This is a genomic window from Mycobacterium bourgelatii, from assembly GCF_010723575.1.
In the GTDB taxonomy this organism is placed as follows: Bacteria; Actinomycetota; Actinomycetes; order Mycobacteriales; family Mycobacteriaceae; genus Mycobacterium; species Mycobacterium bourgelatii.
In genome coordinates this window covers 5,691,778-5,716,824 of the sequence record NZ_BLKZ01000001.1, presented here as the reverse complement: position 1 = coordinate 5,716,824, position 25,047 = coordinate 5,691,778, and the positions used below count along the sequence as shown (strand labels likewise).

General features: G+C 65.0%; 21 protein-coding genes and 1 pseudogene. 14 read left to right on the top strand and 8 right to left on the bottom strand.

Annotated features, from left to right (window positions below):
- The first annotated feature begins 18 nt into the window (after window positions 1-18).
- From G6N68_RS24565 to G6N68_RS24555, 3 genes are all read left to right on the top strand, one after another.
- Window positions 19-450, top strand: coding sequence for a MarR family winged helix-turn-helix transcriptional regulator (locus tag G6N68_RS24565; RefSeq protein WP_240355609.1), 432 nt, complete (start codon window positions 19-21; stop codon window positions 448-450).
- A 25-nt stretch (window positions 451-475) separates the two neighbouring features.
- Window positions 476-1,744, top strand: a complete 1,269-nt coding sequence (gene purD, locus G6N68_RS24560; protein ID WP_163717817.1) for a phosphoribosylamine--glycine ligase — start codon at window positions 476-478, stop codon at window positions 1,742-1,744.
- A 142-nt stretch (window positions 1,745-1,886) separates the two neighbouring features.
- Window positions 1,887-2,345, top strand: coding sequence for a hypothetical protein (locus tag G6N68_RS24555; protein ID WP_163717815.1), 459 nt, complete (start codon window positions 1,887-1,889; stop codon window positions 2,343-2,345).
- Here G6N68_RS24555 and G6N68_RS24550 read toward each other — a convergent pair.
- From G6N68_RS24550 to G6N68_RS24540, 3 genes are all read right to left on the bottom strand, one after another.
- On the bottom strand, window positions 2,339-4,486 hold the full coding sequence (locus tag G6N68_RS24550) for an Rv1355c family protein (RefSeq protein ID WP_163717813.1): 2,148 nt from the start codon (window positions 4,484-4,486) through the stop codon (window positions 2,339-2,341). The genes G6N68_RS24555 and G6N68_RS24550 overlap by 7 nt on opposite strands.
- Before the next feature lie 198 nt (window positions 4,487-4,684).
- Window positions 4,685-6,223, bottom strand: coding sequence for a gamma-glutamyltransferase (gene ggt, locus G6N68_RS24545; protein WP_163718921.1), 1,539 nt, complete (start codon window positions 6,221-6,223; stop codon window positions 4,685-4,687).
- A 77-nt stretch (window positions 6,224-6,300) separates the two neighbouring features.
- A complete protein-coding gene (locus tag G6N68_RS24540) occupies window positions 6,301-7,212 on the bottom strand; it encodes an alpha/beta hydrolase-fold protein (protein ID WP_163718920.1) in 912 nt (303 codons plus the stop codon).
- 61 nt (window positions 7,213-7,273) lie between these two features.
- Between G6N68_RS24540 and G6N68_RS24535 the strand changes: the two are divergent.
- The 4 genes and pseudogenes from G6N68_RS24535 to G6N68_RS24520 form a co-directional block, all read left to right on the top strand.
- Window positions 7,274-7,885, top strand: a pseudogene (locus tag G6N68_RS24535) (TetR/AcrR family transcriptional regulator); the annotation flags it as partial.
- Window positions 7,886-8,026: 141 nt separating this feature from the next.
- Window positions 8,027-9,445, top strand: coding sequence for an adenylosuccinate lyase (gene purB / locus G6N68_RS24530; protein WP_163717811.1), 1,419 nt, complete (start codon window positions 8,027-8,029; stop codon window positions 9,443-9,445).
- A complete protein-coding gene (locus tag G6N68_RS24525) occupies window positions 9,442-10,695 on the top strand; it encodes a cytochrome P450 (protein ID WP_163717809.1) in 1,254 nt (417 codons plus the stop codon). Before purB ends, G6N68_RS24525 begins: the two co-directional genes overlap by 4 nt.
- Before the next feature lie 8 nt (window positions 10,696-10,703).
- The gene (locus tag G6N68_RS24520) at window positions 10,704-11,717 is read left to right on the top strand and encodes a tellurite resistance/C4-dicarboxylate transporter family protein (protein ID WP_163717807.1); all 1,014 of its coding nucleotides are present in this window, start codon (window positions 10,704-10,706) and stop codon (window positions 11,715-11,717) included.
- A 50-nt stretch (window positions 11,718-11,767) separates the two neighbouring features.
- On the opposite strand, the gene G6N68_RS24515 is transcribed toward G6N68_RS24520, so the two are convergent.
- Both G6N68_RS24515 and G6N68_RS24510 read right to left on the bottom strand, forming a co-directional pair.
- On the bottom strand, window positions 11,768-13,669 hold the full coding sequence (locus G6N68_RS24515) for a serine/threonine-protein kinase PknD (RefSeq protein WP_163717805.1): 1,902 nt from the start codon (window positions 13,667-13,669) through the stop codon (window positions 11,768-11,770).
- A gap of 194 nt (window positions 13,670-13,863) precedes the next feature.
- On the bottom strand, window positions 13,864-14,481 hold the full coding sequence (locus G6N68_RS24510; RefSeq protein ID WP_163717803.1) for a hypothetical protein: 618 nt from the start codon (window positions 14,479-14,481) through the stop codon (window positions 13,864-13,866).
- A 52-nt stretch (window positions 14,482-14,533) separates the two neighbouring features.
- Between G6N68_RS24510 and G6N68_RS24505 the strand changes: the two genes are divergently transcribed.
- Complete coding sequence (locus tag G6N68_RS24505) at window positions 14,534-15,427, top strand: phosphoribosylaminoimidazolesuccinocarboxamide synthase (RefSeq protein ID WP_163717801.1); 894 nt, start codon at window positions 14,534-14,536, stop codon at window positions 15,425-15,427.
- Window positions 15,424-17,541 carry a S9 family peptidase gene (locus G6N68_RS24500; RefSeq protein WP_163717799.1) on the top strand — a complete coding sequence of 706 codons (2,118 nt, stop codon included), beginning with the start codon at window positions 15,424-15,426 and terminating at the stop codon, window positions 17,539-17,541. The genes G6N68_RS24505 and G6N68_RS24500 overlap by 4 nt, the downstream gene beginning before the upstream one ends.
- On the opposite strand, the gene G6N68_RS24495 is transcribed toward G6N68_RS24500, so the two are convergent.
- Entirely contained in the window at window positions 17,503-17,949 is a 447-nt protein-coding gene (locus tag G6N68_RS24495) for a DoxX family protein (protein ID WP_163717797.1), read from the bottom strand. The genes G6N68_RS24500 and G6N68_RS24495 overlap by 39 nt on opposite strands.
- Window positions 17,950-18,045: 96 nt before the next feature.
- On the opposite strand from G6N68_RS24495, the gene G6N68_RS24490 reads away from it, so the two are divergent.
- Window positions 18,046-18,609: a TetR/AcrR family transcriptional regulator gene (locus G6N68_RS24490; protein ID WP_163717794.1), complete on the top strand. Its 564-nt coding sequence runs from the start codon at window positions 18,046-18,048 to the stop codon at window positions 18,607-18,609.
- 17 nt (window positions 18,610-18,626) lie between these two features.
- Here the strand turns inward: G6N68_RS24490 and G6N68_RS24485 are convergent, their stop codons facing one another.
- Window positions 18,627-20,228, bottom strand: coding sequence for a DHA2 family efflux MFS transporter permease subunit (locus G6N68_RS24485; RefSeq protein ID WP_205351430.1), 1,602 nt, complete (start codon window positions 20,226-20,228; stop codon window positions 18,627-18,629).
- A 113-nt stretch (window positions 20,229-20,341) separates the two neighbouring features.
- Here G6N68_RS24485 and G6N68_RS24480 point away from each other — a divergent pair, with 113 nt between their 5' ends.
- Together G6N68_RS24480 and G6N68_RS24475 are read left to right on the top strand one after the other, a co-directional pair.
- Complete coding sequence (locus G6N68_RS24480) at window positions 20,342-21,046, top strand: DUF2334 domain-containing protein (protein ID WP_205351429.1); 705 nt, start codon at window positions 20,342-20,344, stop codon at window positions 21,044-21,046.
- Between the two features lie 12 nt (window positions 21,047-21,058).
- Window positions 21,059-22,759, top strand: a complete 1,701-nt coding sequence (locus G6N68_RS24475; protein WP_163718918.1) for an FAD-binding dehydrogenase — start codon at window positions 21,059-21,061, stop codon at window positions 22,757-22,759.
- Between the two features lie 67 nt (window positions 22,760-22,826).
- Here G6N68_RS24475 and G6N68_RS24470 read toward each other — a convergent pair whose 3' ends face one another.
- Entirely contained in the window at window positions 22,827-23,465 is a 639-nt protein-coding gene (locus G6N68_RS24470) for an MBL fold metallo-hydrolase (protein WP_163717790.1), read from the bottom strand.
- Between G6N68_RS24470 and G6N68_RS24465 the strand changes: the two genes are divergently transcribed.
- Both G6N68_RS24465 and G6N68_RS24460 read left to right on the top strand, forming a co-directional pair.
- Window positions 23,442-24,170 carry an ATPase gene (locus G6N68_RS24465; RefSeq protein ID WP_205351428.1) on the top strand — a complete coding sequence of 243 codons (729 nt, stop codon included), beginning with the start codon at window positions 23,442-23,444 and terminating at the stop codon, window positions 24,168-24,170. The two genes, G6N68_RS24470 and G6N68_RS24465, sit on opposite strands and share 24 nt — an antisense overlap.
- 67 nt (window positions 24,171-24,237) lie before the next feature.
- Window positions 24,238-24,990 carry an LLM class flavin-dependent oxidoreductase gene (locus tag G6N68_RS24460; RefSeq protein WP_163717788.1) on the top strand — a complete coding sequence of 251 codons (753 nt, stop codon included), beginning with the start codon at window positions 24,238-24,240 and terminating at the stop codon, window positions 24,988-24,990.
- Window positions 24,991-25,047 lie beyond the last annotated feature (57 nt).

The following is a 25,047-nucleotide window of genomic DNA, read 5'->3' as shown; positions in this document are numbered from 1 at the left end:
TCATAACTAAACTAGTTCATGACTGAACGATCTGGCAAGTCGATGTCTGAAATTGATCCGGCCAAGATCTGGTCGCTGAACTACCGGCTACTGTCGTCAGTCATTGCCAGCGCTCAAAGCGAGATCGGCGCGCTCGGGCTGGAGGTCAAGGAACTCCTCGTGCTCGCCGAGATCGACGAACACCCCTACCCGGCCGAACTAGCGGTGGCGCTGACCATTCCCAAGGCCACGGTCACGCTCTACCTGAAAAAGCTCGAGGCGGCGGGGTTCGTGCGCCGCGAGATCGATCCGGCAGATCTGCGACGCCATCGCCTGCTGCTCACCGAAAACGGGCGGCAAGCGGCTGACGAGGGCCTTGCCCTGCTGTCGAACGAGTTCGACAAGCGGCTCTCCCGTCTCACCCCCAGCCAGCAAAAAGAGCTCAAAAACCTGCTCGAGGAGATCATCTAAGGCGTTGCGGCTAGTCTGACGTGCTGTGCGCGTCCTGGTGATTGGTTCCGGTGCCCGTGAACATGCCCTGCTGCTGGCCTTGAGTAAGGACCCGCAGGTCACGGGCCTCATCATTGCGCCCGGCAATGCCGGCACCGGCCGACTGGCCGAGCAGCGCAATGTCGACATCACTAACGCTGACGAGGTCGTGGCGTTGGCACGCGACGTCTCCGCCGACCTCGTGGTGATCGGTCCAGAGGTGCCGCTGGTCCTCGGCGTGGCCGACGCCGTGCGGGCGGCCGGGCTCGTGTGCTTCGGACCCAGCAAGGCCGCCGCGCGCATCGAAGGCTCCAAGGCGTTCGCCAAGGAGATCATGGCGGCAGCCGGCGTCCGTACCGCCCGCAGTGAAATCGTGGACAATCCGGCGCATTTAGACGAAGCGCTCGATCGCTTCGGACCGCCCGCCGGTGACCCGGCCTGGGTGGTGAAAGACGATCATCTGGCCGCGGGCAAGGGCGTGGTGGTCACACCGGACCGCGAAGCCGCACGTTCACACGCCGCCGGCCTACTCGATGCAGGTCATCCGGTGTTGCTGGAGTCCTTCCTCGACGGTCCCGAGGTCTCGCTGTTCTGCGTGGTCGACGGCGAGACCGTGGTGCCGCTGCTGCCCGCGCAGGACTTCAAGCGGGTCGGTGAGGGTGACACCGGGCCTAACACCGGTGGCATGGGCGCCTACACACCGCTGCCCTGGTTGCCCGAGGACGTGTACCGGGAAGTGGTCAGTCAAATCGTCGAACCCGTTGCGGCCGAGATGGTTCGGCAGGGCAGTCCATTCAGCGGACTGCTCTATGTCGGTCTGGCAATCACCGCGACGGGACCGGCGGTGGTCGAATTCAATTGCCGTTTCGGCGATCCGGAGACGCAGGCGGTGTTGGCCCTGCTGGAGTCGCCACTCGGACAACTGCTGTATGCGGCCGGCACGGGCAAGCTGGCCGAGTTCGGCGAGTTGCGCTGGCATGATGGCGCCGCCGTCACGGTGGTGTTGGCCGCCGAGAACTATCCCGGACGACCACGGGTCGGAGACACCGTCATTGGCTCCGAAGCCGGCGGAGTGCTACACGCCGGAACCGCTCGCCGTGACGACGGGGCCATCGTCTCCTCAGGCGGGCGGGTGCTGTCGGTGGTCGGTACCGGCGCGGATCTGGTCGAGGCGCGCGCACAGGCGTACGAGATTCTGCGTTCGATCAAGCTGGCCGGCAGTCACTTTCGAACGGACATCGCACAGCGGGCAGCCGAAGGCAAGATCAGCGTCTAGCTCCCGCCAGCCCCGCGGGCCAGAGTGAGTTGCGGGCACACACAAAGCCAGTAGCCTTGCCGACACGATGCTCGCGCGTGTGTAGGAGGCAGTGTGCCGGGAGCTGTGGCCGGTGTGTGATTTTTTTTCGTCGGATTCTGCTGTGGCGCAGTACGACGACTACGGGTCGGGATTCGACGACATGCCTGACACATTCGGAAAGCGCCCAAGGCCCAACGCAATTGGTGTCGTGATCTTAACCCTGATGTTGGTCTTTGGGTTGGGCACGTATGTCTCTTCCTGTTTGAAGTCTCGGGAAATCGAGAGTGACAGTCGGGCGCGGGCGGCGTCAGACCAGCGGTGTATGGAGATTCAGCCACGTTTCACGAATCTGGTCAGGTGGCACGGCGCGCTGCTTGCAAACCCCGACGAGGTCAAAACGCTTGGTGAAGAATTGTCGGTCGACGTTGAAATAAAGCGTGACAGCGTCGACTTCGTCGGACCTTATGAAACGGTCGTGGTCTCCGACCCGGACCGGCCGGGGGACAAAAGGGAGCTATTTCGTCTTGACAACCTTGGGATGGGGTACTACCACCCACGGGCGGAGTGCATGCGCTACTGACTAGTGCAATGCGCCGGCGCCCCAGCACCGTTCAGGCTGCGTCGCAAACTTCGCACCGAAGGGGCCGGCGCATAGGAGAACCTGAGCATCACCACCGGGGATTCGTCGGGTCCGGTGTGGGTGAGCGCGTGGAATGCGCACTGAAGTCGTTGCAGGGGAACAGCGAAACCCGAAGACAGTTCGCGCAATTCCACACCGCTGCGGGCATACAGGAAAACGGGTGTGATCGGCTGGACCGAAAGGCCCAAATCCTGGGCCGTTATCCAGACGGCTTCCATCGCCGAGCCGCCCCGTGCGTAGTCGGTCAGCGTGTCGCCCTGGACCGTCACCATGCCCAAGCCGGAGCTGGCGCAGATCCGGTCGTGGGTGTATTTGCCTAGCGCGCTTCCGCTTCCCCACTCCGCCAGCTTGCTGACCACGTCATGGCGCTGAGCGATTTGGAAGTTGGACAATTCGGCAGGGTTCATCTCAAGGCTGCGCACGTCGATCCCTGATTCCACGGGGTCTTCCGCAGGCCAACGGACCTCCGACAACATTTCGGCGTGCATGCGTGGTGTCAGGTATCGGATGCGGTCTGTCTTAGCCAGAATCGTCGCGACCTTTTCAATGGCGTTCCGGTCCGTCAGTAGCTCCAACCGAGCGCCTTCGGCGACCGCGGCCGCATGGACTGCTGCGGCAATCTCCTCGTCGAGAGCGGCAAGTGTGCCGAGATGACGATTGGTCTCGCGCTGCAGCATCGGCTCATACAGCTGAGCGAGCTCCGGATCACTGCCGTCTTGCAGCCGTATTGTTAGGGAAAGGGGGAATTCTCCGTCGGTTTCGGTCATGTGCACCGGACCGAGGAGTCCGACGGTCGCGGCGGCCACCTTGGCGTTGAACAATGCGGAGCCGACCGCGACCGCGCTCGCGCGGAAGCCGATATCCAAGGTTGCCGTGCGCTCGGGCCTGAGCCGGATGGTCACCGACCTCGGCTCCGCTTCGATCTGCCACGGCTGCATGTTCGCCACGGAAGGTGCGCGTTGAGCCGCGGCCGCAATGATGGCGGGAAGCTCAGGCGCCAACGGAGAGGCGGGCGCGGGGTGTTCTTCGATGGGTGGTACGGGAGCACCGGGCGTAGCAACAGGCTCGGCGATCTGATCGAGTGCGCGTGCAACATCGATACGCGTTCTGCCGGACGGAAGGCTCTCACCGAGACCGATTCGGCGCACGGCTTCGGCGACCGCGGCCGCGCCGAGCGCAACGTCGCCGGCCAATTGTGGCCACGCCGTTAAGGTTTCGTCGACCTCTACCAGTGATGCCGCAGCTCGGGTGGACAGCTCTGACGCTTTGACGATCCGCAGAACGTAGGGGTCTTTATCCAGATAGGGGCCTTCGTCCAGCAGGCCGTGGAGAAGACCGCGGGAGGGATCCAGGTCGAATCGCTCGACGTCGAGCACACCTTGGTCTCCGGTCGGCATCAGGACCGGTATCTGCAAGGCGCGGGCCGCCTCGCGCAACTGCGTTTTGGTCTCTAGCGAATCGCTTCCATCGACGACGACGTCGAGTCCGTCCAGAAACAAAGTCAGGGTGTCCGGGGAAAGGACGGATCGCACGACCTCGACAGGCAAGTATGGGTCGAGTTCGGCGATTCGCCGCGCGGCCACGACAGCCTTGTTCATCTCCAGGTCGAAGACCGTTGCCGGCACCCGATTCAGGTCAGACAGGTCAAGGCTATCGGAGTCGGCGAGTCGAAGTTGTCCGCACAACCCTTCTGCGGCAAGGAGATACGCGATGACATGACCCGCACCCATGCCAATGACACCAACCCGGAGTCCGGACAGTTCGTGCTGCTCCTCGGTCGTGATGAGATTGCGGTTGCGGTCGAGGCGCAGCGTCTGAAACGGCCGGCGCGCAAGGATGCTGATCAGGGTGTGGCGCCACGGGTAATACGCCCATCGCTTTGACTCTGCAAGCACGTAGGGTTCGAATGGCGGTAGCAGGCGACGGGCGCTGGCCACCTGGTCCTTCCACCTGTCGATGACGACGGTGCGGGGATCGGCGCGCAACCGGGCCAGCGCGCGCCGGCCGTCAACGTCGCGCGCGTTGAGAATGACTGCAGCGCAGTAATGGTCATCGTAAGAACAATGAGTTGCGCTATTCACGGCCAATCCATTGTAGTGTCCGACACTGCACCTGCTGGTGCGATACCGTACGACAGATTCTCTTGGGGGACAATAGATTTCTGCAAGACTTTGGCGACGGAAAATGGACGAAGAGGTGTTGTCGTCAAAAGGCTTTACATGCAGCCATTTGTGGCATATTGCGCGTGTAAAAGAGTTGGACAGTGGTTTTGTGGTTGTTCAGAATGCGGCAGCCTGGCCATCGCGGCGGGGATCGCTGGCCGCGAGATATCCGTCATCGAGTCGCCAGATCGCCTGACAGCTACCGAATTGGTTGTAGTCGTCGACCTCGACCAGATCGTGCCCGCGTCGGTGTAACTCCTCGAGGGTCGCAGCCGAAAAACCCCTTTCGCAGCTGACCTGTCGACCTTGCACCCAGCGGAACCGGGGACCGTCGCAGGCCGCCTGCGGGTTCTGGCCGTAGTCGGCGATACGGACCATCACCTGGACATGGCCCTGCGGTTGCATGTGGCCGCCCATCACCCCGAAACTCATCACCGGCGTGTCGTTTCTGGTGACGAATCCGGGAATGATCGTGTGGAACGGACGCTTTCTGGGGCCGACTTGGTTCGGATGTCCCTGAATGGCAGAGAAATCCGAGCCGCGGTTTTGCAGCGAGATTCCCGTTCCCGGCACGACGACTCCCGACCCGAAGCCCATGTAATTCGATTGGATCATGGAGACCATCAGTCCCGACGCATCTGCGGCCGTGAGGTAAACGGTGCCGCCTTTCGGCGATCCCGCCGAGGCCGTCTTCGCTTGCTTGGGATCGATGAGCGCGGCTCGCTGCCGCAGGTAATCCGTGCTCAAGAATTGTTCCGGTGGGATCGGCAGGTGGTCGATGTCGGCGACATAGGCTTGCGCGTCGGCGAAGGCGAGCTTCAGCGCCTCAATCTGTAAGTGCACACTGTCCGCGGAATCCACTGGCCACGAGGACATGTCGAACTGCTCGAGAATCCCCAGCGCTATCAACGCGACGATACCTTGGCCGTTGGGTGGTATCTCATGAATGGTGTAGTCGCGGTACCGGCCGGCTATGGTGCCGACCCAGTCGGCGCGGTGTGCCGCCAAGTCGCTGGCGCGCATGACCGCCCCTTGGGCGGCGGCGTGTGCCTCCATCCGCTCTGCCAACTCACCACGGTAGAACGCCTCACCGCCGGTTGCGGCGATCTTCTCCAGCGTGGCGGCGTGGTCGGGCAGAGTAAACAACTCGCCGGGCCTCGGTGCTCGACCGTCAGGCAGGAAGGCATCGGCGAAACCGGGCTGGTTTGCGAATATCGGCACTTGCGCCGCCCATTGGTCCGCGACGGTCGGCGACACGAGAAAGCCGTTGCGGCCGTGAGCGATAGCGGGTTCGAAGAGTCGTTCGAACGGAAGTTTTCCGAACTTGCCGTGCAGTTCGCGCCAGGCCGACACCGCACCCGGAACGGTCACCGAGTTCCAGCCGAACAGCGGAACACCTTGGTCGCCAAAGTATTCCGGAGTCCAGGCCGCCGGCGAGCGTCCTGATGCATTCAATCCGTGCAGTTGCTTGCCGTCCCAGACGATGGCGAAGGCGTCCGACCCGATGCCGTTGGAAACCGGCTCCACCAACGTCAGCGTGATGGCCGTGGCGACGGCGGCATCGACGGCGTTGCCCCCGTCGGCGAGCATCCGCAGACCGGCCTGCGCCGCCAGCGGTTGGGAGGTGCACACCACGTTGGCCGCGAGGATGGGCATCCGCGGCCAGGCGTAAGGGAAGCTCCAATCGAACGCTGCGCCCACGCAGGTGAGCGTAACGCTCGCGGCGAAGAGCCCTAAGCCGTCAGCAGTGGGGCGATCCAGTCCAGCTCGGCTGGCAACTGCGAGCTCCAGAAGCCGCCGTCGTGTCCGCCGGGCGAGAAGCCGCCCGCGGGCGGTGCGGGCAGCTGGGCAATGAACTGCTTGGTCGCCGAATAGAACGGGTCGCTGTCGCCGCAGTCGATGCGAATCGGAATCGACCCCAACGCCGGCATGCCCCACACCGAGTTCGCCGCGTAGTCGTCGGCCCCGTCGAATGCGCCGGGTGCAGCCGCTCCCGCCGATGTCCACAGTGCCGGGCTCACCGCGCAGATCGCCGCGGTGCGCCCCGGACCCAGGCGGCCGCCGAGCAGCAGTGCCCCGTACCCGCCCATGGACCAGCCGAGAAACGCCACCCGGGAGGTGTCCAGGTTCTGGCTGGCCAGCATCGGGATGAGCTCGTCGAGCACCATCGCACCGGAGTCCTCGCCGGAGGCCCGCTTGTGCCAGTAGCTGCCTCCGCCGTCGACGGCGACCACTGCAAACGGGGGCAACCCGGCGTTCACCGCCTGCGCGAGGCCCTGCTCGACACCGCCCGCCATAACGCTTGCCGCGTCGTTGCCTTTGCCATGCAGCGCGATCACCGGGCGCAGTGGCTTGGTCTGGCCGGGCGGCCGGGCGATGGCCCAATTGGTGGTAATTCCGCCGCGCGCGGCCGACGCGAAAGACCCTGTCACCATCGTCGGCGCGGCCTGAGCGGGCGGGGGCGGATCGAGCGGCCGTGTCGGCGCCAATGGAACGTTTGTCCCAGTCCGGGGGATCGGCGCGGCCTCGGATGTACGGGGCCGAAACAGCACGTCGAGCGCATATGCGCCGACCGCGCCGCATGCCGCGCTGGCGCCGAGGCCCAGCACGGCACGGCGACTGACGGGAGGCATGCGGGCCATCATGCCATGTCCGTTTCTCGAAAATGGCAATGCAGTACCACTTTGACTGGCAGCATAAGCAGGCGTGACAGCAGCAGTTACTCCAAAAGGAGAACGTAGGCGGTACGCATTGGTGAGTGCCGCCGCCGAGCTGCTTGGCGAGGGCGGGTTCGAAGCGGTGCGCCATCGGGCCGTTGCCCGACGGGCTGGCCTACCGTTGGCATCCACCACGTACTACTTCTCGTCGCTCGACGATTTGATCGCCCGCGCGGTCGAACACATCGGGATGATCGAGGTGGCGCAGTTGCGGGCTCGGGTTAACGCCCTGTCCCGGCGGCGCCGGGGTCCCGAGACCACCGCTGAAGTGTTGGTCGACCTGCTCGTGGGGGATGTCGTATCCGGCCCAGGGCTCGCTGAGCAGCTGATATCGCGATATGAGCGGCATATCGCCTGTACCCGCCTTCCCGCGTTGCAGGAAAGCATGCGGCGTAGCCTGCGCCAGCGGGCCGAGGCGGTCGCCGAGGCCATTGAGAGGTCAGGACGGTCGGTCCACATCGAACTGGTGTGCACCCTGATCTGCGCCGTCGACGGGTCCGTGGTCTCCGCACTGGTCGAAGGGCGGGATCCGCGCGCCGCCGCGCTGACGACCGTGGTGGACCTGATCGACGTGCTGGCGCCCGTCGATCAGCGGCCGGTGCGGCTCGTCTCAGACGGCGACGTCGGCAACGTCGGCAACGGAAACGTCGGCAACGGCAACGTGCCGATCGTGTGAGTGCGCTCAGCTAAGTCGTGATCGGCCGCTCATGGCCGGTGCCCACGCGCCGTAAGCTGTGATTCCGTGAGCATTCCGAACGTGCTGGCCAGCCGATACGCCAGCGCCGAGATGGTGGCGATCTGGTCACCGGAGGCCAAGATCATCGCGGAACGGCGATTGTGGCTGGCGGTGCTGCGGGCTCAGGCCGAGCTTGGCGTGGCGATTCCGGCCGAGGCGATCACCGACTACGAGCGCGTGCTTGAGGACGTCGACCTGGCCTCGATCGCGAACCGCGAACGCGCGCTGCGCCACGACGTCAAGGCCCGGATCGAGGAATTCAACGCGCTTGCCGGCCATGAGCAGGTGCACAAGGGGATGACCAGCCGCGATCTCACCGAGAACGTCGAGCAGCTGCAGATCCGACGCTCGCTGGAGCTCGTCTTCTCGCACGGGGTGGCCGTGGTGGCGCGGCTGGCCGAGCGGGCGGTGGCCTACCGCGACCTGGTGATGACCGGTCGCAGCCACAACGTCGCCGCGCAGGCCACTACCTTGGGCAAGCGGTTCGCCTCGGCCGCGCAGGAGACGCTCGTCGCGCTGACCCGGCTGCGCGAGCTGATCGACCGCTACCCGCTGCGTGGCATCAAGGGCCCGATGGGTACCGCGCAGGACATGCTCGACCTGCTGGGCGGAGACAACGCCAAGCTGACCGAACTCGAGCAACGGGTCGCCGAATTTCTCGGCTTCACGCTGGTGTTTCACAGCGTTGGGCAGGTGTATCCGCGGTCGCTGGACCACGACGCCATCTCGGCGTTGGTGCAACTCGGTGCGGGGCCGTCATCGCTGGCGCACACCATCCGATTGATGGCCGGGCACGAGCTCGTCACCGAAGGATTCGCGCCGGGGCAGGTCGGCTCGTCGGCTATGCCGCACAAGATGAACACCCGCAGCTGCGAGCGGGTCAACGGCCTGCAGGTGGTGCTGCGCGGCTATGCCTCGATGGCGGCCGAACTGGCCGGGGCCCAGTGGAACGAGGGCGATGTGTTCTGCTCGGTGGTGCGCCGAGTTGCGTTGCCGGACAGCTTCTTCGCCATCGACGGACAGATCGAGACGTTCTTGACCGTGCTCGACGAGTTCGGCGCCTACCCAGCGGTGATCCAGCGCGAGCTGGACCGCTACCTGCCGTTCCTGGCCACCACGAAGGTGTTGATGGCCGCGGTGCGCGCCGGCATGGGCCGCGAACAAGCGCACCACGTCATCCGGGAGCATGCGGTGGCCACCGCGCTGGCGATGCGCGAACACGGCGCCGAGCCCGACTTGCTGGATCGACTGGCCAAAGACCCGCGGTTACCGCTGGGCCGAGACGCGCTCGACGCCGCGCTGGCCGACAAGCGGGCGTTCACCGGCGCCGCCGGCGATCAGGTCGACCAGGTCGCTGCGCTGGTGGACGCTCTGGTAAGTCGCTATCCAGAGGCCGCAAAATACACCCCGGGGGCGATCCTGTGACTCTTGCCAGTTCACTCAAAGACATCGACTTCACCGATCTGGACAACTTCGCCGACGGATTTCCGCACGACTTGTTCGCGGTCCATCGTCGCGAAGCCCCGGTGTACTGGCATGAGCCGACCGACAACACCCCGGACGGCGAGGGCTTCTGGTCAGTGGCCACGCACGCCGAAACCCTTGAGGTACTGCGTGATCCGGTGACCTACTCGTCGGTCACCGGTGGGGACAGGCCGTACGGCGGCACGCTGCTGCAGGACTTGGCCATCGCGGGCCAGGTGCTCAACATGATGGACGACCCCCGGCACTCACAGGTTCGGCGACTGGTCAGCTCCGGGCTGACGCCGCGGATGATTCGTCGCGTCGAGGACGACCTGCGCGGCCGGGCGCGCCGACTGCTCGACGACGTGGTGCCCGGCCAACCGTTCGATTTCCTCATCGAAATCGCGGCCGAACTACCGATGCAGATGATCTGCATCCTGCTGGGAGTTCCTGAGTCCGAACGTCATTGGCTGTTCGAGGCGATCGAACCGCAGTTCGACTTCGGCGGCTCACGCAAGGCAGCGCTGTCGCAGCTGTCGGTCGAAGAGGCCGGGTCTCGCATGTACGCCTACGGCCAGGAGTTGATCGCCTCGAAGCGCGCCAACCCCACCGACGACATGCTGTCCGTGGTGGCCAACGCGATGGTCGAAGATCCAGAGATTGCGGATTCACACATCCTGTCCGACCTCGAGGTCTACCTGTTTTTCAGTCTGCTGTTCAGCGCCGGCGCCGAGACGACCCGCAACGCGGTGGCGGGCGGGTTGTTGGCACTGACCGAGCACCCAGACCAATTGCGCGCGCTGCGAAGCGATTCCGAGCTGCTCCCCACGGCGGTCGAGGAGATCGTGCGGTGGACATCGCCGTCGCCGTCGAAGAGGCGCACCGCCACCCGCGACGTCACCCTCGGCGGACAGCGGATCGAGGCGGGTCAGAAGGTCCAGATCTGGGAAGGATCGGCCAACCGCGACGAGAGCGTATTCGACCGAGCCGACGAGTTCGACATTGCCCGAAAGCCAAACCCGCACTTGGGTTTCGGTCAGGGCGTGCACTACTGCCTGGGGGCCAACCTGGCCCGACTGGAACTGCGGGTGCTCTATGAGGAACTGCTGTCCCGGTTCGGTGCGGTTCGGCTGGTCGAGCCCGTCGAATGGACGCGCAGCAACCGGCACACCGGCATTCGGCACCTCGTCGTGGAACTCGACGAGGCTTAACGGCTTAAATGGCCGTCCGGCTTGCCGGAATCAAGCCGTCACCGGATGTCTTCGCCGCGGTGATGGCGACCGGCATCCTGTCGATCGCGGCGAGTAAGCATTACTACCACTGGATCAGCGACGCATTGGGTGTCCTTGCCACCTGTGGTCTAGCCGCGCTCGTCGCGCTGGTGTTGTTCACCCGCGCCGTCACCCAGTGGGACTTGACGGATCCCGATGTCACCTTACGGTTGTTCACCTTCGTGGCCGCCTGCGCGGTGCTGGACAGTAGGTTGGCGCGCGTCGGCTGGGTGGTGTTGGCGCTAGGCGTGATTGCGACGGCGTCGTGGTTGGTACTGACGACGCTCTGCGCGCGCAATATGTGGGTTCATCGGTGGGTGCCGCTGCGGGACCGCGCGCACGGCGCGTGGGAGCTGGCCAGCGTGGGAACCTCAGGTCTGGCCATCGTGGGCGCCCAGGTGGCGCTGAACACATCACAGCACTGGGCGTTTGGCGTGGCGGCGCCGGTCTGGGTGCTGGGCCTGGCGATCTACGGCCTGATGACCTGGCTGATCCTGTGGCGAGTGATCGCAGAGAGGCCGGACGGACTGGCGCCCGACTCGTGGATTCTCATGGGTGGGTTGGCCATTGCGACCCTGGCCGGCGATGGTATTCACACGCTCTCGCCCGACTGGCTGGCGCCGGCCGTCAAGGGCATCACGGTATTGACCTGGTTGGCGGCCACCCTCTGGATACCGCCGCTGGTCTACTTCGGCCTGCAACGCATCAGCCGGCGCCCATCCACCCTCAAGTTCGCCGGCGTGTGGTGGGCGATGGTATTCCCGTTGGGCATGTATTCCGCGGCGACCGCCGCCACGGCGGCAGAATTGGGCCAGCGGTCGCTGACCACCGTCTCGCTGGTCTTCTTCTGGGTCGCGCTGGCGACGTGGATCATCGTGGTCGTCGCCGGTGTGCGGCGCGCGCGGGCGAAAGCGTCAGGCCTCTTTCCGTTCACCCGAGGAGGCGGGGATCAGCCTGTATGACATCGAGAAGGCAATGCCCGGCTGCGCCCCATAGCCGCGTCCGATCGCGCTCATTCCACCGTCAGTTTGAACATCACATGGTTGGTCGTGGCGACATAGATGTTGCCGGCGGCGTCCACCGCGACGCTATTGAAGTTGTAAGGCCCGCTAAACGGCAGATTGATCGAGGTGGTCGCACCGGCCGGCAATTTGGACACTATTCCGCTGGTGTCGGTGACGTACGCGTTGCCGGTGGTGTCCACCGCCACCGCCGGCAGGCCACGTGGGTCGTTGAACGGCAGCACGGTCGGGGTGGATGCCCCGACGGGTAGTTTCAGCACCTGGTTGTTGCCCCCAAGATTGGAGGCGCCACTCGAGTCCCAGTCGGCCACGTAGACGTTGCCAGTGGCGTCCACCGCCACTCCGTTGGCGTGATGGAGGCCGGCGAACGGCAGTATTTGCGGGGTAGTCGCCGCCACCGAGAATTTGAGCACGCGGTCGCCGTTGTCAGCAAGGTAGACATTGCCCGCGGTGTCCACCGCCACCGCGCCGGGGCGCTGGAGATCGTCGAACGGCAGCACACTCGCGGTGGCCGCGCCGGCCAGGAGCTTAAGTACGTGCTTGCTGCTTGAGTCAGTGACGTAGAGGTTGCTCGCGGTGTCAACCGCGACGCCGGAAGGGTCCTCAAGGCCCGTGAGAACCTCGGTAGGCGCGATGGCCCCAGCCGGCAGCCGCAGCACTCGGTGGTTGTCTTGGTCGGCGACGTACACGGTGCCGTTCGTGTCTACCGCCACCGCAAGATTGATACCGAGGTCGGTGAACGGCAGCTGAACTTGAGCGCCATACGAACGTTCTGATGATGTCGGGGTCGACGATGATGAGGGTAATGACGGTGCAGGCTGGTTGTTCGTCAGGGCAGGAATGCCGACCGCCCCTGCGATCACGGCGACGACTGCAACGGCACCTGCGACAAGTGCGATCTTGGCGTTCCGACTGATCCCGCCAGTGGTTGACGGGACAGCCGGAGCAGACGCCGGCCGAGAAGGCTTGGCCGTGGTGGGCGATTCGGCTTTGATGGTCGCCGGTTGTGCGATGACACCAGCGGGCGCTACGACTGACTCCGTCGATCGGAGCAGAACGGGGCTCGATACTGGTCGCTCAACGGGCTCACTGATGGCGTCGCGGGCTGCTTTGGCTAACTCCACCGTGGTCGCGTACCGCTCGTCGGGGTCCTTGGCCATGCCGGTCGCGATGACCTCATCGACAGCTGGGGGCACATCCTCGCGCGTGATCGAGGGGCGCGGCGGCGGGGTGTGCAGATGCGCGTCGACCAGGCGCGGCATGGTGTCAAGGTCGAACGGTGGGTGTCCGGTCAGGCATTCGTAGAACACGCATGCCAACGAATAGATGTCGGCACGGGCATCCTCTACTCCGTCCATACGTTCGGGTGCGATGTATTGGAAGGTTCCGATTGTGTTGCCCGACTTGGTCATTCGCGTATCGTCGAGGACACGCGCAATGCCGAAATCGATCAGGTAGGCGAAGTCGTCGGCATCGAGCAGGATGTTGGACGGTTTAATATCGCGGTGCAGCAGACCAACTCGGTGGGCGGCATGCAGTGCCTTGGCGACTTGCTCGATGATCCGCACCGCTCGCGGGAGTTCCAGCTGCCCGTTGGACAGGACGGTGGCGAGGTCGCGACCCTCGACCAGTCGCATGTCAACGTAGAGGCGGCCGTCGATTTCGCCGTAGTGGTGGATGGGAATGATGTGCGGGCTGTTCAATCGTGCCGCAGCGTGTGCCTCTCGGCGGAATCGCAGCTGAAAGTCCTTGTCTTCAGACAAATTCGCAGGGAGCAGCTTGATAGCCACGATCCGGTCGGTGTCGGTGTCATGGGCGCGCCACACCTCGCCCATGCCGCCGCGGCCCAACAGCTCGATCAGGTGGTAGCGCCCGAACGGAGTTCCCTCCACATCAGCCTCCTCGCCGACCACAGTCCAACACACGATAAGCCTGATAATGGGTATCGCACCGAGGAAACGAGATCGCTCGAAAACGACAGTGATCTCGCTAGTGCGCGATCACGCACGGCCGGAGACTCTCGTGCGGCCTCGGCCTCGACGTCGAACGGGAAGCATCCCAAAGTCGGCTCGCCTCGTGACCACGATTAGTGGGTTACCAGCCTGATCCCCGCAGCGCGTAGTTCGAGGGCGGCCAGCCCGCGAATGATGTCGGGATCCTCCTGGCGCCACCCTCCGACCGGGTCCGCGCTGACGGCGGCGAGCTTGGCCGGCGACCGGTTCGCCAATGCCCGCAGCGCGAGCAGTTGTTGACCGGCGGGCGTGGTGGCCAGCGCTGACACGGTCCATTTCCGTCGGAAGAATCGCAACCGCAGGAACAACCAGGGGCCACCAACCGTCAGGATGGGCGTCGCAGCCACCGCGATCGCCAACACCACAGCCAGCCAACTCGCCGTGGTAGCCAAGTCATGGCCGGCGCCGGCGATGTCGAGCGCCGCTTCGCTGGCCGCGTTGAGCGGCTTGCTCACCGCATCGCCCACCAGCGGAACGTTGTGGGCGCCATGTCCGGCCGAGGCCAGATTGTCCGCGACGCCGTTCGAGCCCGTCTCGACCTGGCGGCCGGCCTCGGCGATCATCGCGATGGCCTCGTGGACCGCCAACCCGACGAACACCCAGATGATCGTCCACACCGAGACGGTGACGTCGCTCATCAGTTGGACGAACAATCGAAGGGGCCGGGTGGAGTAAGGCAAGTACCGCGTCATAGGGCTGATCCCAGCACAGGCCGGCGAGTGGCGTGGCGGATACTCTGACCCGATGCGCCCCGCACTGTCCGACTACCGGCATCTGGCCAGCGGCAAGGTCCGCGAAATCTACGAAATCGACGACGACCACCTGTTGCTGGTCGCCACCGACCGGATCTCGGCCTACGACTACATCCTGGACAACACCATCCCGGACAAAGGCCGAATCCTGACCGCGATGAGCGTGTTCTTCTTCGACCTGGTGGACGCCCCCAACCACCTGGCCGGCCCGCCCGACGACTCGCGGATTCCCGACGACGTGCTGGGCCGCGCGCTGGTGGTGCAGCGGCTGGAAATGCTGCCGGTCGAGTGCGTGGCCCGGGGCTACCTCACCGGTTCTGGACTGCTCGACTATCAGGCGACCGGGCAAGTCTGCGGCATTCCGTTGCCGCCGGGACTGGTCGAGGCCAGCAAGTTCGCCGAACCGTTGTTCACTCCGGCGACGAAGGCCGAACTGGGCCTGCACGACGAAAACATCTCATTCGACCGGGTCGTCGAATTGGTGGGCGAGGTTCGCGCCAACCAGTTGCGTGACCGTACCCTGCGGATCTACGTGCAGGCCGCCGATCACGCGCTGAGCAGGGGAATCATCATCGCGGACACCAAGTTCGAGTTCGGGACCGATCGTGACGGCAACCTGCTGCTGGCCGACGAAATCTTCACTCCCGATTCGTCGAGGTATTGGCCCGCCGCAGAATACCGGCCAGGAGTGGTGCAGACCGCGTTCGACAAGCAGTTCGTGCGCAACTGGCTGACCAGCCCGGCATCCGGCTGGGACCGTGGCGGTGAGCTGCCACCGCCGCCCCTTCCCGACGACGTCATCGAGGCCACCCGCGGCCGTTACATCGAAGCTTACGAACGCATTTCGGGCCTGCGATTCGATGACTGGATTGGCCCGGCCGCATGAGCGAACCAGTTGCACCGCCCATCGCCAAGCGGGTCGAAACCCGTCGGGAACATCACGGCGACGTCTTCATCGACCCCTACGAATGGCTGCGCGACAAGGACAATCCCGAAGTCATCGCCTACCTCGAGGCGGAGAATGACTACGTCGATCAGGCCACCGCTCACCTCGAACCACTGCGACAGAAAATTTTCGACGAAATCAAGGCGCGCACCAAGGAAACCGACCTTTCGGTACCGACCCGCCGTGGCTACTGGTGGTACTACTCGCGCACCTTCGAAGGAAAGCAGTACGGCGTTCATTGCCGTTGTCCGATAACCGGTCCCGACGACTGGAACCCGCCGAAGTTCGACGAGGACACCGAGATTCCCGGTGAACAGGTATTGCTCGACGAGAACGTGGAGGCCGACGGTCACAACTTCTTCGCTCTCGGCGCGGCCAGCGTCAGCCTGGACGGCAACCTCTTGGCCTATTCCGTGGATGTCGTCGGTGACGAGCGGTACACGTTGCGGTTCAGGGATTTACGCACCGCGGAGAACTACCCGGACGAGATCACCGGGATCGGTGCCGGGGTAACCTGGGCCGCCGACAACCGCACCGTCTACTACATCACCGTGGACGAGGCCTGGCGCCCGGACACCGTCTGGCGGTATCGGCTTGGTGGGCAGAATGAGTCGGAGCAGGTCTATCACGAACCCGATGAACGGTTCTGGCTTGCCGTGGGACGTACTCGCAGCGACGCCTACATCTTCATTGCGGCCGGATCTTCCATCACCTCCGAGGTGCGCTACGCGGATTCGACTGACCCGCAAGCGCAATTCACCGTCGTACTGCCGCGCCGCGACGGTGTCGAGTACTCGGTGGAGCACGCGATCGTCGGCGGCCAGGACCGTTTCTTGATCCTGCACAATGACGGCGCGGTGAACTTCACGCTCGTCGAGGCGCCGGTCGAGGACCCGACCCGACAGCGCACCCTGATCGCGCACCGCGACGACGTCCGGCTCGACGGTGTTGACGCCTTCGCCCGGCATCTGGTGGTCAGCTATCGGCGTGAGGGACTGCCGCGCATTCAATTGTGGCCCATCAAGAGTGACGGCAGCTACGACGAGCCCGAAGAACTCACCTTCGACTCCGAGCTGATGTCGGCCGGCCTGGGGGCCAATCCGAACTGGGACTCGCCCAAACTGCGCATCGGGGCGGGATCATTCATCACCCCGGTGCGAATCTATGACCTCGACCTGGTCACCGGTGAGCGGACACTGCTGCGCGAGCAGCCCGTGTTAGGTGACTACCGGCGTGAGGACTACGTGGAGCGCCGCGACTGGGCGTTCGCCGACGACGGGGCCCGGATCCCGATCTCGATCGTCCACCGGGCTGATATCGAATTCCCGGCTCCAGCATTGATTTACGGCTACGGCGCCTACGAAATGTGCGAAGACCCGCGGTTCTCCATTGCCCGGCTGTCACTGTTGGATCGCGGCATGGTGTTCGTCATCGCCCACGTCCGCGGTGGCGGTGAGATGGGCCGGTTGTGGTACGAGCACGGCAAGCTGCTGGAAAAGAAGAACACCTTCACCGACTTCATCGCGGTCGCAAGGCATCTGGTGGACTCGGGACTGACCCGGCCGCAGCAGTTGGTCGCGATGGGCGGCAGCGCGGGCGGTCTGCTGATGGGCGCGGTGGCGAACATGGCACCGGAGCTCTTTGCCGGAATTCTTGCCCAGGTGCCGTTCGTCGATCCGCTCACGACGATCCTCGATCCTTCGCTGCCGCTGACCGTGACCGAATGGGATGAGTGGGGAAACCCGTTGGCCGACAGCGAAGTCTATGCGTACATGAAGTCCTATTCGCCGTACGAGAACGTCTCGACCAAGCCCTATCCGGCGATCCTGGCCATGACATCGCTGAACGACACCCGGGTCTACTACGTGGAACCGGCCAAGTGGGTCGCCGCCCTGCGCCACGCCAACAACACCGGCAAGCCGGTGTTGTTGAAGACCCAGATGCACGCCGGTCACGGCGGAATCAGCGGTCGCTACGAACGCTGGAAGGAAATCGCATTCCAGTACGCCTGGCTGTTAGATGCCGCCGACGGCGACAACGGCGGCAGCTCCTAGGAAGACGGCCTCTTCGACACTGCGCAGCGACAACCGCGTGTGCATGGACTTGGGCGGGTTGGGCATCCGCGCGGCGTAGACATTGGCCGGGAACATCGCCAGCATCAGCGCCAGCAGGCACACCGCCGCCGCCACCCGGGTGCTGGGCAGCAACAGGCCCACCGCCCCCAGGAGTTCGAGCACGCCGGTGATGGTGACCAGCAGACCGGGGGCCGGCAACCGCGGCGGCACGATCGCGATCATGTCTCGCCGCATCGCTGGCACGAAGTGAGCCACGCCGGTCAGTACGAACATGGCCGCCAGGCCGACGGCGACCGCGTTGGCCCAGTTGTCGACATACGCGACGCCTAACCAACCGACGATGCGTGCGCCGATGCTGCCGAACAGCAGCGCGATGAGTGGTGCCATGAGAACTTCTCCAATCTAGACAGTGACAAGATCTGTCACCGCCCACGGTAAGCGGGCAATCTAGTCACTGTCAAGTTATGCCGGTATGCTGGGCTGATGAACCGCCCCACCTACCATCACGGCGACCTGCGGGCCGCGATCCTCACCGAGGCCGCCCGCCTGGTCGCCGAACGCGGCGCGGAGCGCGTCTCGCTGCGGGAATTGGCGCGCGAGGCCGGAGTCTCACATGCCGCGCCGGCCCACCACTTCACCGATCGCCGGGGTCTGTTCACGGCATTGGCGACGGAGGGTTTTCGGCTACTGGCTGACGCTCTGGTGCGAGCCCGTCCGCGGTTCGCCGATGCGGCCCTGGCCTACGTGCGGTTCGCGCTCGAGCATCCGGGGCACTATCAGGTGATGTTCAACCGTTCGCTGCTGGACGGCTCCGATCCTGAATTCGCAGCCGCCGAAGCCGCCGCTGCCGCGGAATTGTCGCGCGGGGTGGAGACGTTGCGCGATCCCAACGCTCGGTCCGATCCAGCGGGTGCTCAGCTCGCGGCCTGGTCTCTGGTGCACGGGTTCTCGACGCTGTGGCTCAACGACGCATTCAATGCCCAAGTGCGCGCGGCGGATCCGATGGACACCGTGAATCGGATCGCGGCGATGCTGTTCACGGAGTAGCGCGACTAGATGGCGGTCTACACGGTCGGTTTTCGAGGCAGGAACCACGCCGGAACAAGCGTCACCATCATCAGCACGACCGCGACCCCCAGCACCGCCGCATAGGCGTGGGAAAGGTCGTTCAGCAGCGCGGTCCCGAAGTCAGCGGCGCGTGCCGGTGGGGGTAGCGCCGACGGGTCGACGGCTACGCCGCGGCGGGCGGCGGCCTTCTCCAACAGCGCAACCTGGTTGGCGACGTCGATGTTCTCGCTGCGATTGAACTGATTGGTGAGCAACACCGACATCAGCGCCGTGCCCACCGAACCGCCCACTTGCTGGTTGACACTGATCAGGGTGGAGCCGCGGGCAATGTCATGCGGCGTGAGTGTCTGCACCGCGGCGCCGGAAAGCGGCATCATGGTGCAACCCATGCCCAGGCCCATCAGCGCCAGGCCGGCCACCAGAAGCGGGAAGTAATTCGCTTGTTTGGCGACGCCGAATGTGAAGGCGGCCAGGCCCACGGTGATCAGGGTCAGGCCGAACAGCACGCTCTTTCCCGGGCCCCGCCGGTCCATGAAGGCTCCGGCGAACGGCATGGTCAGCATGGCGCCAACCCCTTGCGGTGCCAGGTGAAGTCCCGATTCCATCGGGGTCTGGTGCAGTACCTGTTGCAGATAGCTCGGCATCAGCAGGCCGGTGCCGAAGAATGCGATGGAAAACACCAGCATCGTCGCGTTGGCTTGGGTGAACACCCGGTTCCGGAACAATCGCACGTCGATGAGCGGATGTTCCGCGCGGTGCAACGCGTGCATGACGAACGTCACGATCAGCACCACGCCGACGCCCATCGGCAGCAACACGTGGACGTCGGCGACCGTGCCGCGGCCGGGGATGGACGAGACGCCGAACAACAGCGTGGCCAGGCCGGGGGACAACAACATCACACCGACGACGTCGAACGTTTCCGACGGTGTCGGACGATCTTTCGGGAAGACGATTGACGCGAGGACGAACGCGACCAAGCCGATGGGCAGGTTGACCAGAAAGATCCACGGCCAACTGAATTCGCTGACCAGCCAGCCGCCCAGGATCGGTCCGCCAATAGGGGCGAGCAGCATCGGGACGCCCAAGACCGCCATCAAACGACCCAGTCGCCTGGGCCCAGCCGCGCGGGTGAGGATCATGAATCCCAGCGGCAGCAGCATGCCACCACCGATTCCCTGCACCACCCGGAAAGTGATGAGCAGCAGGATGTTTGATGCCGTCGCGCACAGTGCTGAGGCGAGCGTGAAGGCGAGCACCGAGCCCATCCAGAGCCGCTTGGTGCCGAATCGGTCGGCGGCCCATCCGGTCACCGGGATCACGGTGGTCAGGGCGAGCGTGTAACCGGTCATGGTCCAGCCGACAATTGCCTGCGTCGATGCGAACTCGACGATGAACGTGCGCTGCGCGACGCTGACGACGGTGACGTCCAGGATCGTCATTATCGATGCCAGCACGACGACCCCGGCGACGCGCAGCGTCCCGGCGTCGAGCTTGCTGGGATAGACGTGTTCGCCGGGTTCGGGCTGCCCCGGCTTGATGGGCAGCGCAACATCTGCCGGTACGGAACTCGCCTTATCCATGGCGTTCCATAGCATATCTATGCGGATGCTCGACCCCGGTTGCGCCCCGTGATCCAACCCACTCGAAATACTCCTGACGTCCGCGTGTACTTCACCGTCCGGAAACCTGGCGTCGGCAAACTGCAAGTGTGTCTGGAAAACTGATCGTCTCGGTCTCGGGAATGTGCGAACGCACCCTGGGCGAGGTCGACGCATTCTGCGGGCAAATGGACGCCCGCTCGGTACCGGTTTCATTGCTGGTGGCCCCGCGCCTGGGTGGTGACTACCGCCTCGACCGTGACCCACGCACCGTGGAGTGGTTGACGGCGCGGCGCACCGGTGGTGATGCGTTGGTGTTGCACGGCTATGACGAAGCGGCGACCAAGCGGCGCCGCGGCGAGTTCGCGACGCTGCACGCACATGAGGCAAACCTGCGACTGATGGCCGCTGACCGGGTGCTCGAACACCTCGGTTTGCGCACCCGACTGTTCGCCGCACCGGGCTGGCTGGTCTCTCCCGGCGTGGTCAAAGCACTGCCGCGCAATGGATTCCGGTTGTTGGCCGACTATCACGGAATCACCGATCTGGTGCGCAACGAGACAGTCCGCGCTCGGGTGTTGGGCATCGGAGAAGGATTCCTGGCCGAACCGTGGTGGTGCCGAATGGTGGTGATGTCTGCCGAGCGCATCGCGCGGCGTGGCGGCATCGTCCGCATCGCGGTCGCCGCGCATCACTTGCGCAAGCCCGGACCGCTGCAGGCGATGCTGGACGCCGTCGACCTGGCGCTCATGCACTCGTGCACGCCCACCGTGTACCAGTGGCGGTCCGACAAGGCCATGCCCGACGCCGCGTAGTACCCCGACGTGGTGGTACTACCCTGTACCACCATGAGTGACTCTCCGGCGGCTTCAGGGGACGACGGGTTCACCGCTGACGCGATCATCGTCGGGGCCGGATTGGCCGGGTTGGTGGCCGCCTGCGAACTGGCGGACCGTGGCCTGCATGTTTTGATCCTGGACCAGGAAAACAGCGCCAATCTGGGCGGACAGGCGTATTGGTCGTTCGGCGGCCTGTTCTTCGTGAACAGCCCCGAGCAGCGCCGGCTCGGTATTCGCGACAGCCATGAACTCGCGTTGCAGGACTGGCTGGGCACCGCGGCCTTCGACCGGCCGGAGGACTACTGGCCGGAGCAATGGGCGCACGCCTATGTCGACTTCGCGGCGGGGGAGAAGCGCAGCTGGCTGCGCGCCCGTGGGCTGAAGCTCTTTCCGCTGGTGGGCTGGGCCGAACGCGGCGGCTACGACGCTCAGGGGCACGGCAATTCCGTGCCGCGCTTCCACATCACCTGGGGTACCGGGCCGGCACTAGTGGAGATATTCGCCCGCCAACTGCGCGACCGTCCAACGGTGCGGTTCGCGCACCGGCACCAGGTTGACAAGTTGATCGTCGAGCGCGATGCGGTGACGGGCGTGCGGGGCACGCTCCTCGAGCCCTCCGATGCGCCGCGGGGTGTGCCGTCGTCGCGACAGGCGGTGGGAAAGTTCGAGTTTCGTGCTTCCGCGGTGATCGTGACCAGTGGCGGCATCGGCGGCAATCACGATTTGGTGCGCAAGAACTGGCCTCGGCGGATGGGGCGCGCCCCCAAGCAGCTGCTCAGCGGTGTGCCCGCACACGTGGACGGCAGGATGATCGGCATCGCGCAGAAAGCCGGTGCGCGGGTGATCAATCCGGACCGGATGTGGCACTACACCGAGGGCATCACCAACTACGATCCGATCTGGCCGAGCCACGGAATCCGCATCATTCCCGGCCCGTCGCCGCTGTGGCTGGACGCCGCGGGCCATCGGCTACCCGTTCCGTTGTATCCGGGCTTCGACACCCTGGGCACGTTGGAGTACATCACCCAGTCCGGTTGCGACTACACCTGGTTCATCCTGAACCAAAGGATCATTGAGAAGGAGTTCGCGCTGTCGGGTCAGGAGCAGAACCCCGACCTGACCAGTGCGAGTGCGCGAAAGCTGTTGCGCGCCAGGGTGGGCCAAGGTCCGCCGGGGCCGGTGCAGGCGTTCGTCGACCAGGGTGTGGACTTTGTCAGCGCGAACTCGTTGGCCGAGTTGGTGGACCGCATGAACGAGCTGCCCGATGTGGAACCGTTGGACTACGACATGGTCGAAGCCGCCGTCGAAGCCCGCGACCGCGAAGTGGTGAACAAATACACCAAAGACGGCCAGATCACCGCAATCCGCGCCGCCCGAGGCTATTTGGGCGATCGGCTCGGGCGGGTGGTGGCCCCGCACCCCCTGTTGGATCCCAAGGCGGGGCCGTTGATCGCCGTGAAGCTGCACATCCTGACGCGAAAGACGTTGGGCGGCATCGAAACAGACTTGGCTTCTCGGGTGCTCAAGTCCGACGGCACGCCGATCACCGGGTTGTACGCCGCGGGCGAGGTGGCGGGCTTCGGTGGCGGCGGCGTGCATGGCTACCGTGCCCTGGAAGGCACTTTCCTGGGTGGGTGCATCTTCTCCGGACGGGCCGCCGGCCGCGGCGCCGCCGACGACATCACCTAATCACGCCGAGCAGACGCAAACTTGTATGTTTCGACGCCGAATCGTACGAGTTTGCGTCTGCTCGCCGTTAGAAGGTGACGCCGCTCTCCTCGGGGAGCACCTGGAAGTCGGTGCTGGTCATCTCCGTGAGGCGGCCGTAGTAGATGCCGCGCGCGTCCGGAGCGATGATCCCCTGGTGGATGGGCACCGCGCGCGCCGGCGCCACCGCGCGCAGATATTCGACGGCTTCGGAGATCTTCATCCACGGCGCGGCGGCCGGGGTGGCCAACACGTCCACCGGCTCATCCGGGACGAACAGGGCGTCGCCGGGATGCATCAGCCGGGCGGGATGCTCGCCATCACCCACCAGATACGAAATGTTTTCTATGACAGGGATTTCCGGGTGAATGACGGCGTGCACGCCGCCGACGGCCCGGATGGTCAACGTCCCTACCGACAACTCGTCGCCGACGTGGACGGCCCGGCATGGCTCGCCCAGTTGCTCGGTGGTCTGCGGGTCGGCGTACAGCGGGGCATTCGGGTTTCCCTCGAGCAGCGCAGGCAACCGCGAAACGTCGACGTGATCGGGGTGCTGGTGGGTGATCAGAATCGCCGACAGGCCGGTAATTCCCTCGAAGCCGTGCGCAAACGAACCGGGGTCGAAGAGCACTTTCGTTTCGCCGAACTCGGCGAGAAGGCAGGAATGCCCGAAATGCGTCAGTTGCATGTCTACGATTGTGCCCTGATGCGGGCCGTGCCGATGCGGGTGATGCTGGCGATGCTGCTAGTCGCCGGCAACTTGGCCATTGCCCTGGTAGTGGTGCCGAGCGCGTGGGCGGAGCCCGAAACGTGCCCGCCGGTGTGCGATCAGATCCCGAACTCGGCGTGGATCGATCGACGGGCGGTGCCGCTGGTCTCGGTCTACGGGTGGCCCGCGCTGGCGGGAGTGGCCGCTTCGGTCACGGGCACGACGCCGCGGTTCCGATTCGAGCAGGTGTGCGCGACCCCGTCGTTTCCGCAGGACAGCCGGATCTCGGCGGTTGCCGCTCGGGCTACGGCGGAGCGTCCGGAGGGGCAGTGGCAGCTGCAGGCCCAGGTCATCCACTGGCGCGGTGACACCGCCCGCGGCGGGGACGTCGCCGCATCGGTGTTCGCTGCCGCCGTCGCTGCCGTACGCGCCTGCCAATTGGGGTCTCCGAACCAGTCCCCATCGATCACCGACGACGAGCCGAATCGGATGGCTGCGGTGATCAGCGGACCGACCATCATGCACACCTACCTCGTCGCGCACCCAGCGAGCAGCACCCTGAGCGAACTCACTCTGTGGGCGTCGTCGCCACCGACGGTGGAGTGGCCGGTGGTCTCGGATGCGGGGGTCTTGGACGCCCTGATCGCCCCCTTGTGTGAGGCCTACATCGGTTCGTGCTCATGACGCGCTCACAACATAATGCGCTGCGGTGCAATAGATTTGTGCGTGGCAACGCCGGAGGTCTCGCCCCGTGGTGACGCTCGATGTCCTTTACAGCGCGGCCAACTACTGCTGGCCGGAATTGCGTGACAACGTATTGCGGGCGGAAGCCGAAGGATTCGGGACCGCGTGGGTCTTCGATCACCTGTCCGGCGCGATGATGTCGAGCTCGCGCATGCTGGAATGCTTTTCCCTGGCGGGCGCGCTAGCCGGGGTCACGTCGACCATCGGCATCGGGACGTTGGTCGTCAACGCTGCCAACCGCAGCCCGGGTGTGACGGTCAACGCCGTGGCCTCGCTGCAGGAGATCAGCGGTGGGCGCTTCGTGTTCGGTCTCGGCGCGGGTTCCGGTCCCGGCAGTCCCTGGGCGCTGGAACACCGCCTGCTCAACATTGAGCTGCGCGACTCCGTCCAGGCCCGCCACCAGCACCTCGTCGACGTGCTTGACCTGTGTGACACGTTGTGGAACCCGCTGCGCGACGAGAAGTGGACCGGCTTTCCGCTGCCCATGCCCCGTCCGCCGGTAGTTCTGGGCGCAAACGGCGTCGCACTGGCCAAGGTGGCCGGCGCGCGATGTGACGGAGTCAACGTTCGGCTGGACCACCCGCGGATCGGCGAGATTTTCGAGGCGGCGCGGCGCGCCCGGGCCGAGTCCGTTCGCGCCGGTACGCCCCTTGACCTCAGCGCTTGGACGTCTCTTTGCGAAGAATCCCTCGATCCCGACGGGGACGCGCAGCGCCGACTCGCCGACCTCGGTGGTCACCGGTTGATTCTGGTCTCCTGACTCCGCGCCGGTAGAGTTGGCGAGAACCCTTTGCCCAGCGCCTCGAGCGCGTCCAGG

Bases quoted from the DNA above. Each gene is read 5' to 3' on its own strand.
- G6N68_RS24540 (WP_163718920.1), bottom strand. From the start codon at position 7,212: ATGATGGCCCGCATGCCTCCCGTCAGTCGCCGTGCCGTGCTGGGCCTC.
- G6N68_RS24505 (WP_163717801.1), top strand. From the start codon at position 14,534: ATGCGCCCCGCACTGTCCGACTACCGGCATCTGGCCAGCGGCAAGGTC.
- G6N68_RS24500 (WP_163717799.1), top strand. From the start codon at position 15,424: ATGAGCGAACCAGTTGCACCGCCCATCGCCAAGCGGGTCGAAACCCGT.
- G6N68_RS24470 (WP_163717790.1), bottom strand. From the start codon at position 23,465: ATGCAACTGACGCATTTCGGGCATTCCTGCCTTCTCGCCGAGTTCGGC.
- G6N68_RS24565 (WP_240355609.1), top strand. From the start codon at position 19: ATGACTGAACGATCTGGCAAGTCGATGTCTGAAATTGATCCGGCCAAG.
- ggt (WP_163718921.1), bottom strand. From the start codon at position 6,223: ATGCCCATCCTCGCGGCCAACGTGGTGTGCACCTCCCAACCGCTGGCG.
- G6N68_RS24490 (WP_163717794.1), top strand. From the start codon at position 18,046: ATGAACCGCCCCACCTACCATCACGGCGACCTGCGGGCCGCGATCCTC.
- G6N68_RS24465 (WP_205351428.1), top strand. From the start codon at position 23,442: ATGCCCGAAATGCGTCAGTTGCATGTCTACGATTGTGCCCTGATGCGG.
- G6N68_RS24495 (WP_163717797.1), bottom strand. From the start codon at position 17,949: ATGGCACCACTCATCGCGCTGCTGTTCGGCAGCATCGGCGCACGCATC.
- G6N68_RS24485 (WP_205351430.1), bottom strand. From the start codon at position 20,228: ATGCTATGGAACGCCATGGATAAGGCGAGTTCCGTACCGGCAGATGTT.
- G6N68_RS24520 (WP_163717807.1), top strand. From the start codon at position 10,704: ATGGCCGTCCGGCTTGCCGGAATCAAGCCGTCACCGGATGTCTTCGCC.
- G6N68_RS24510 (WP_163717803.1), bottom strand. From the start codon at position 14,481: ATGACGCGGTACTTGCCTTACTCCACCCGGCCCCTTCGATTGTTCGTC.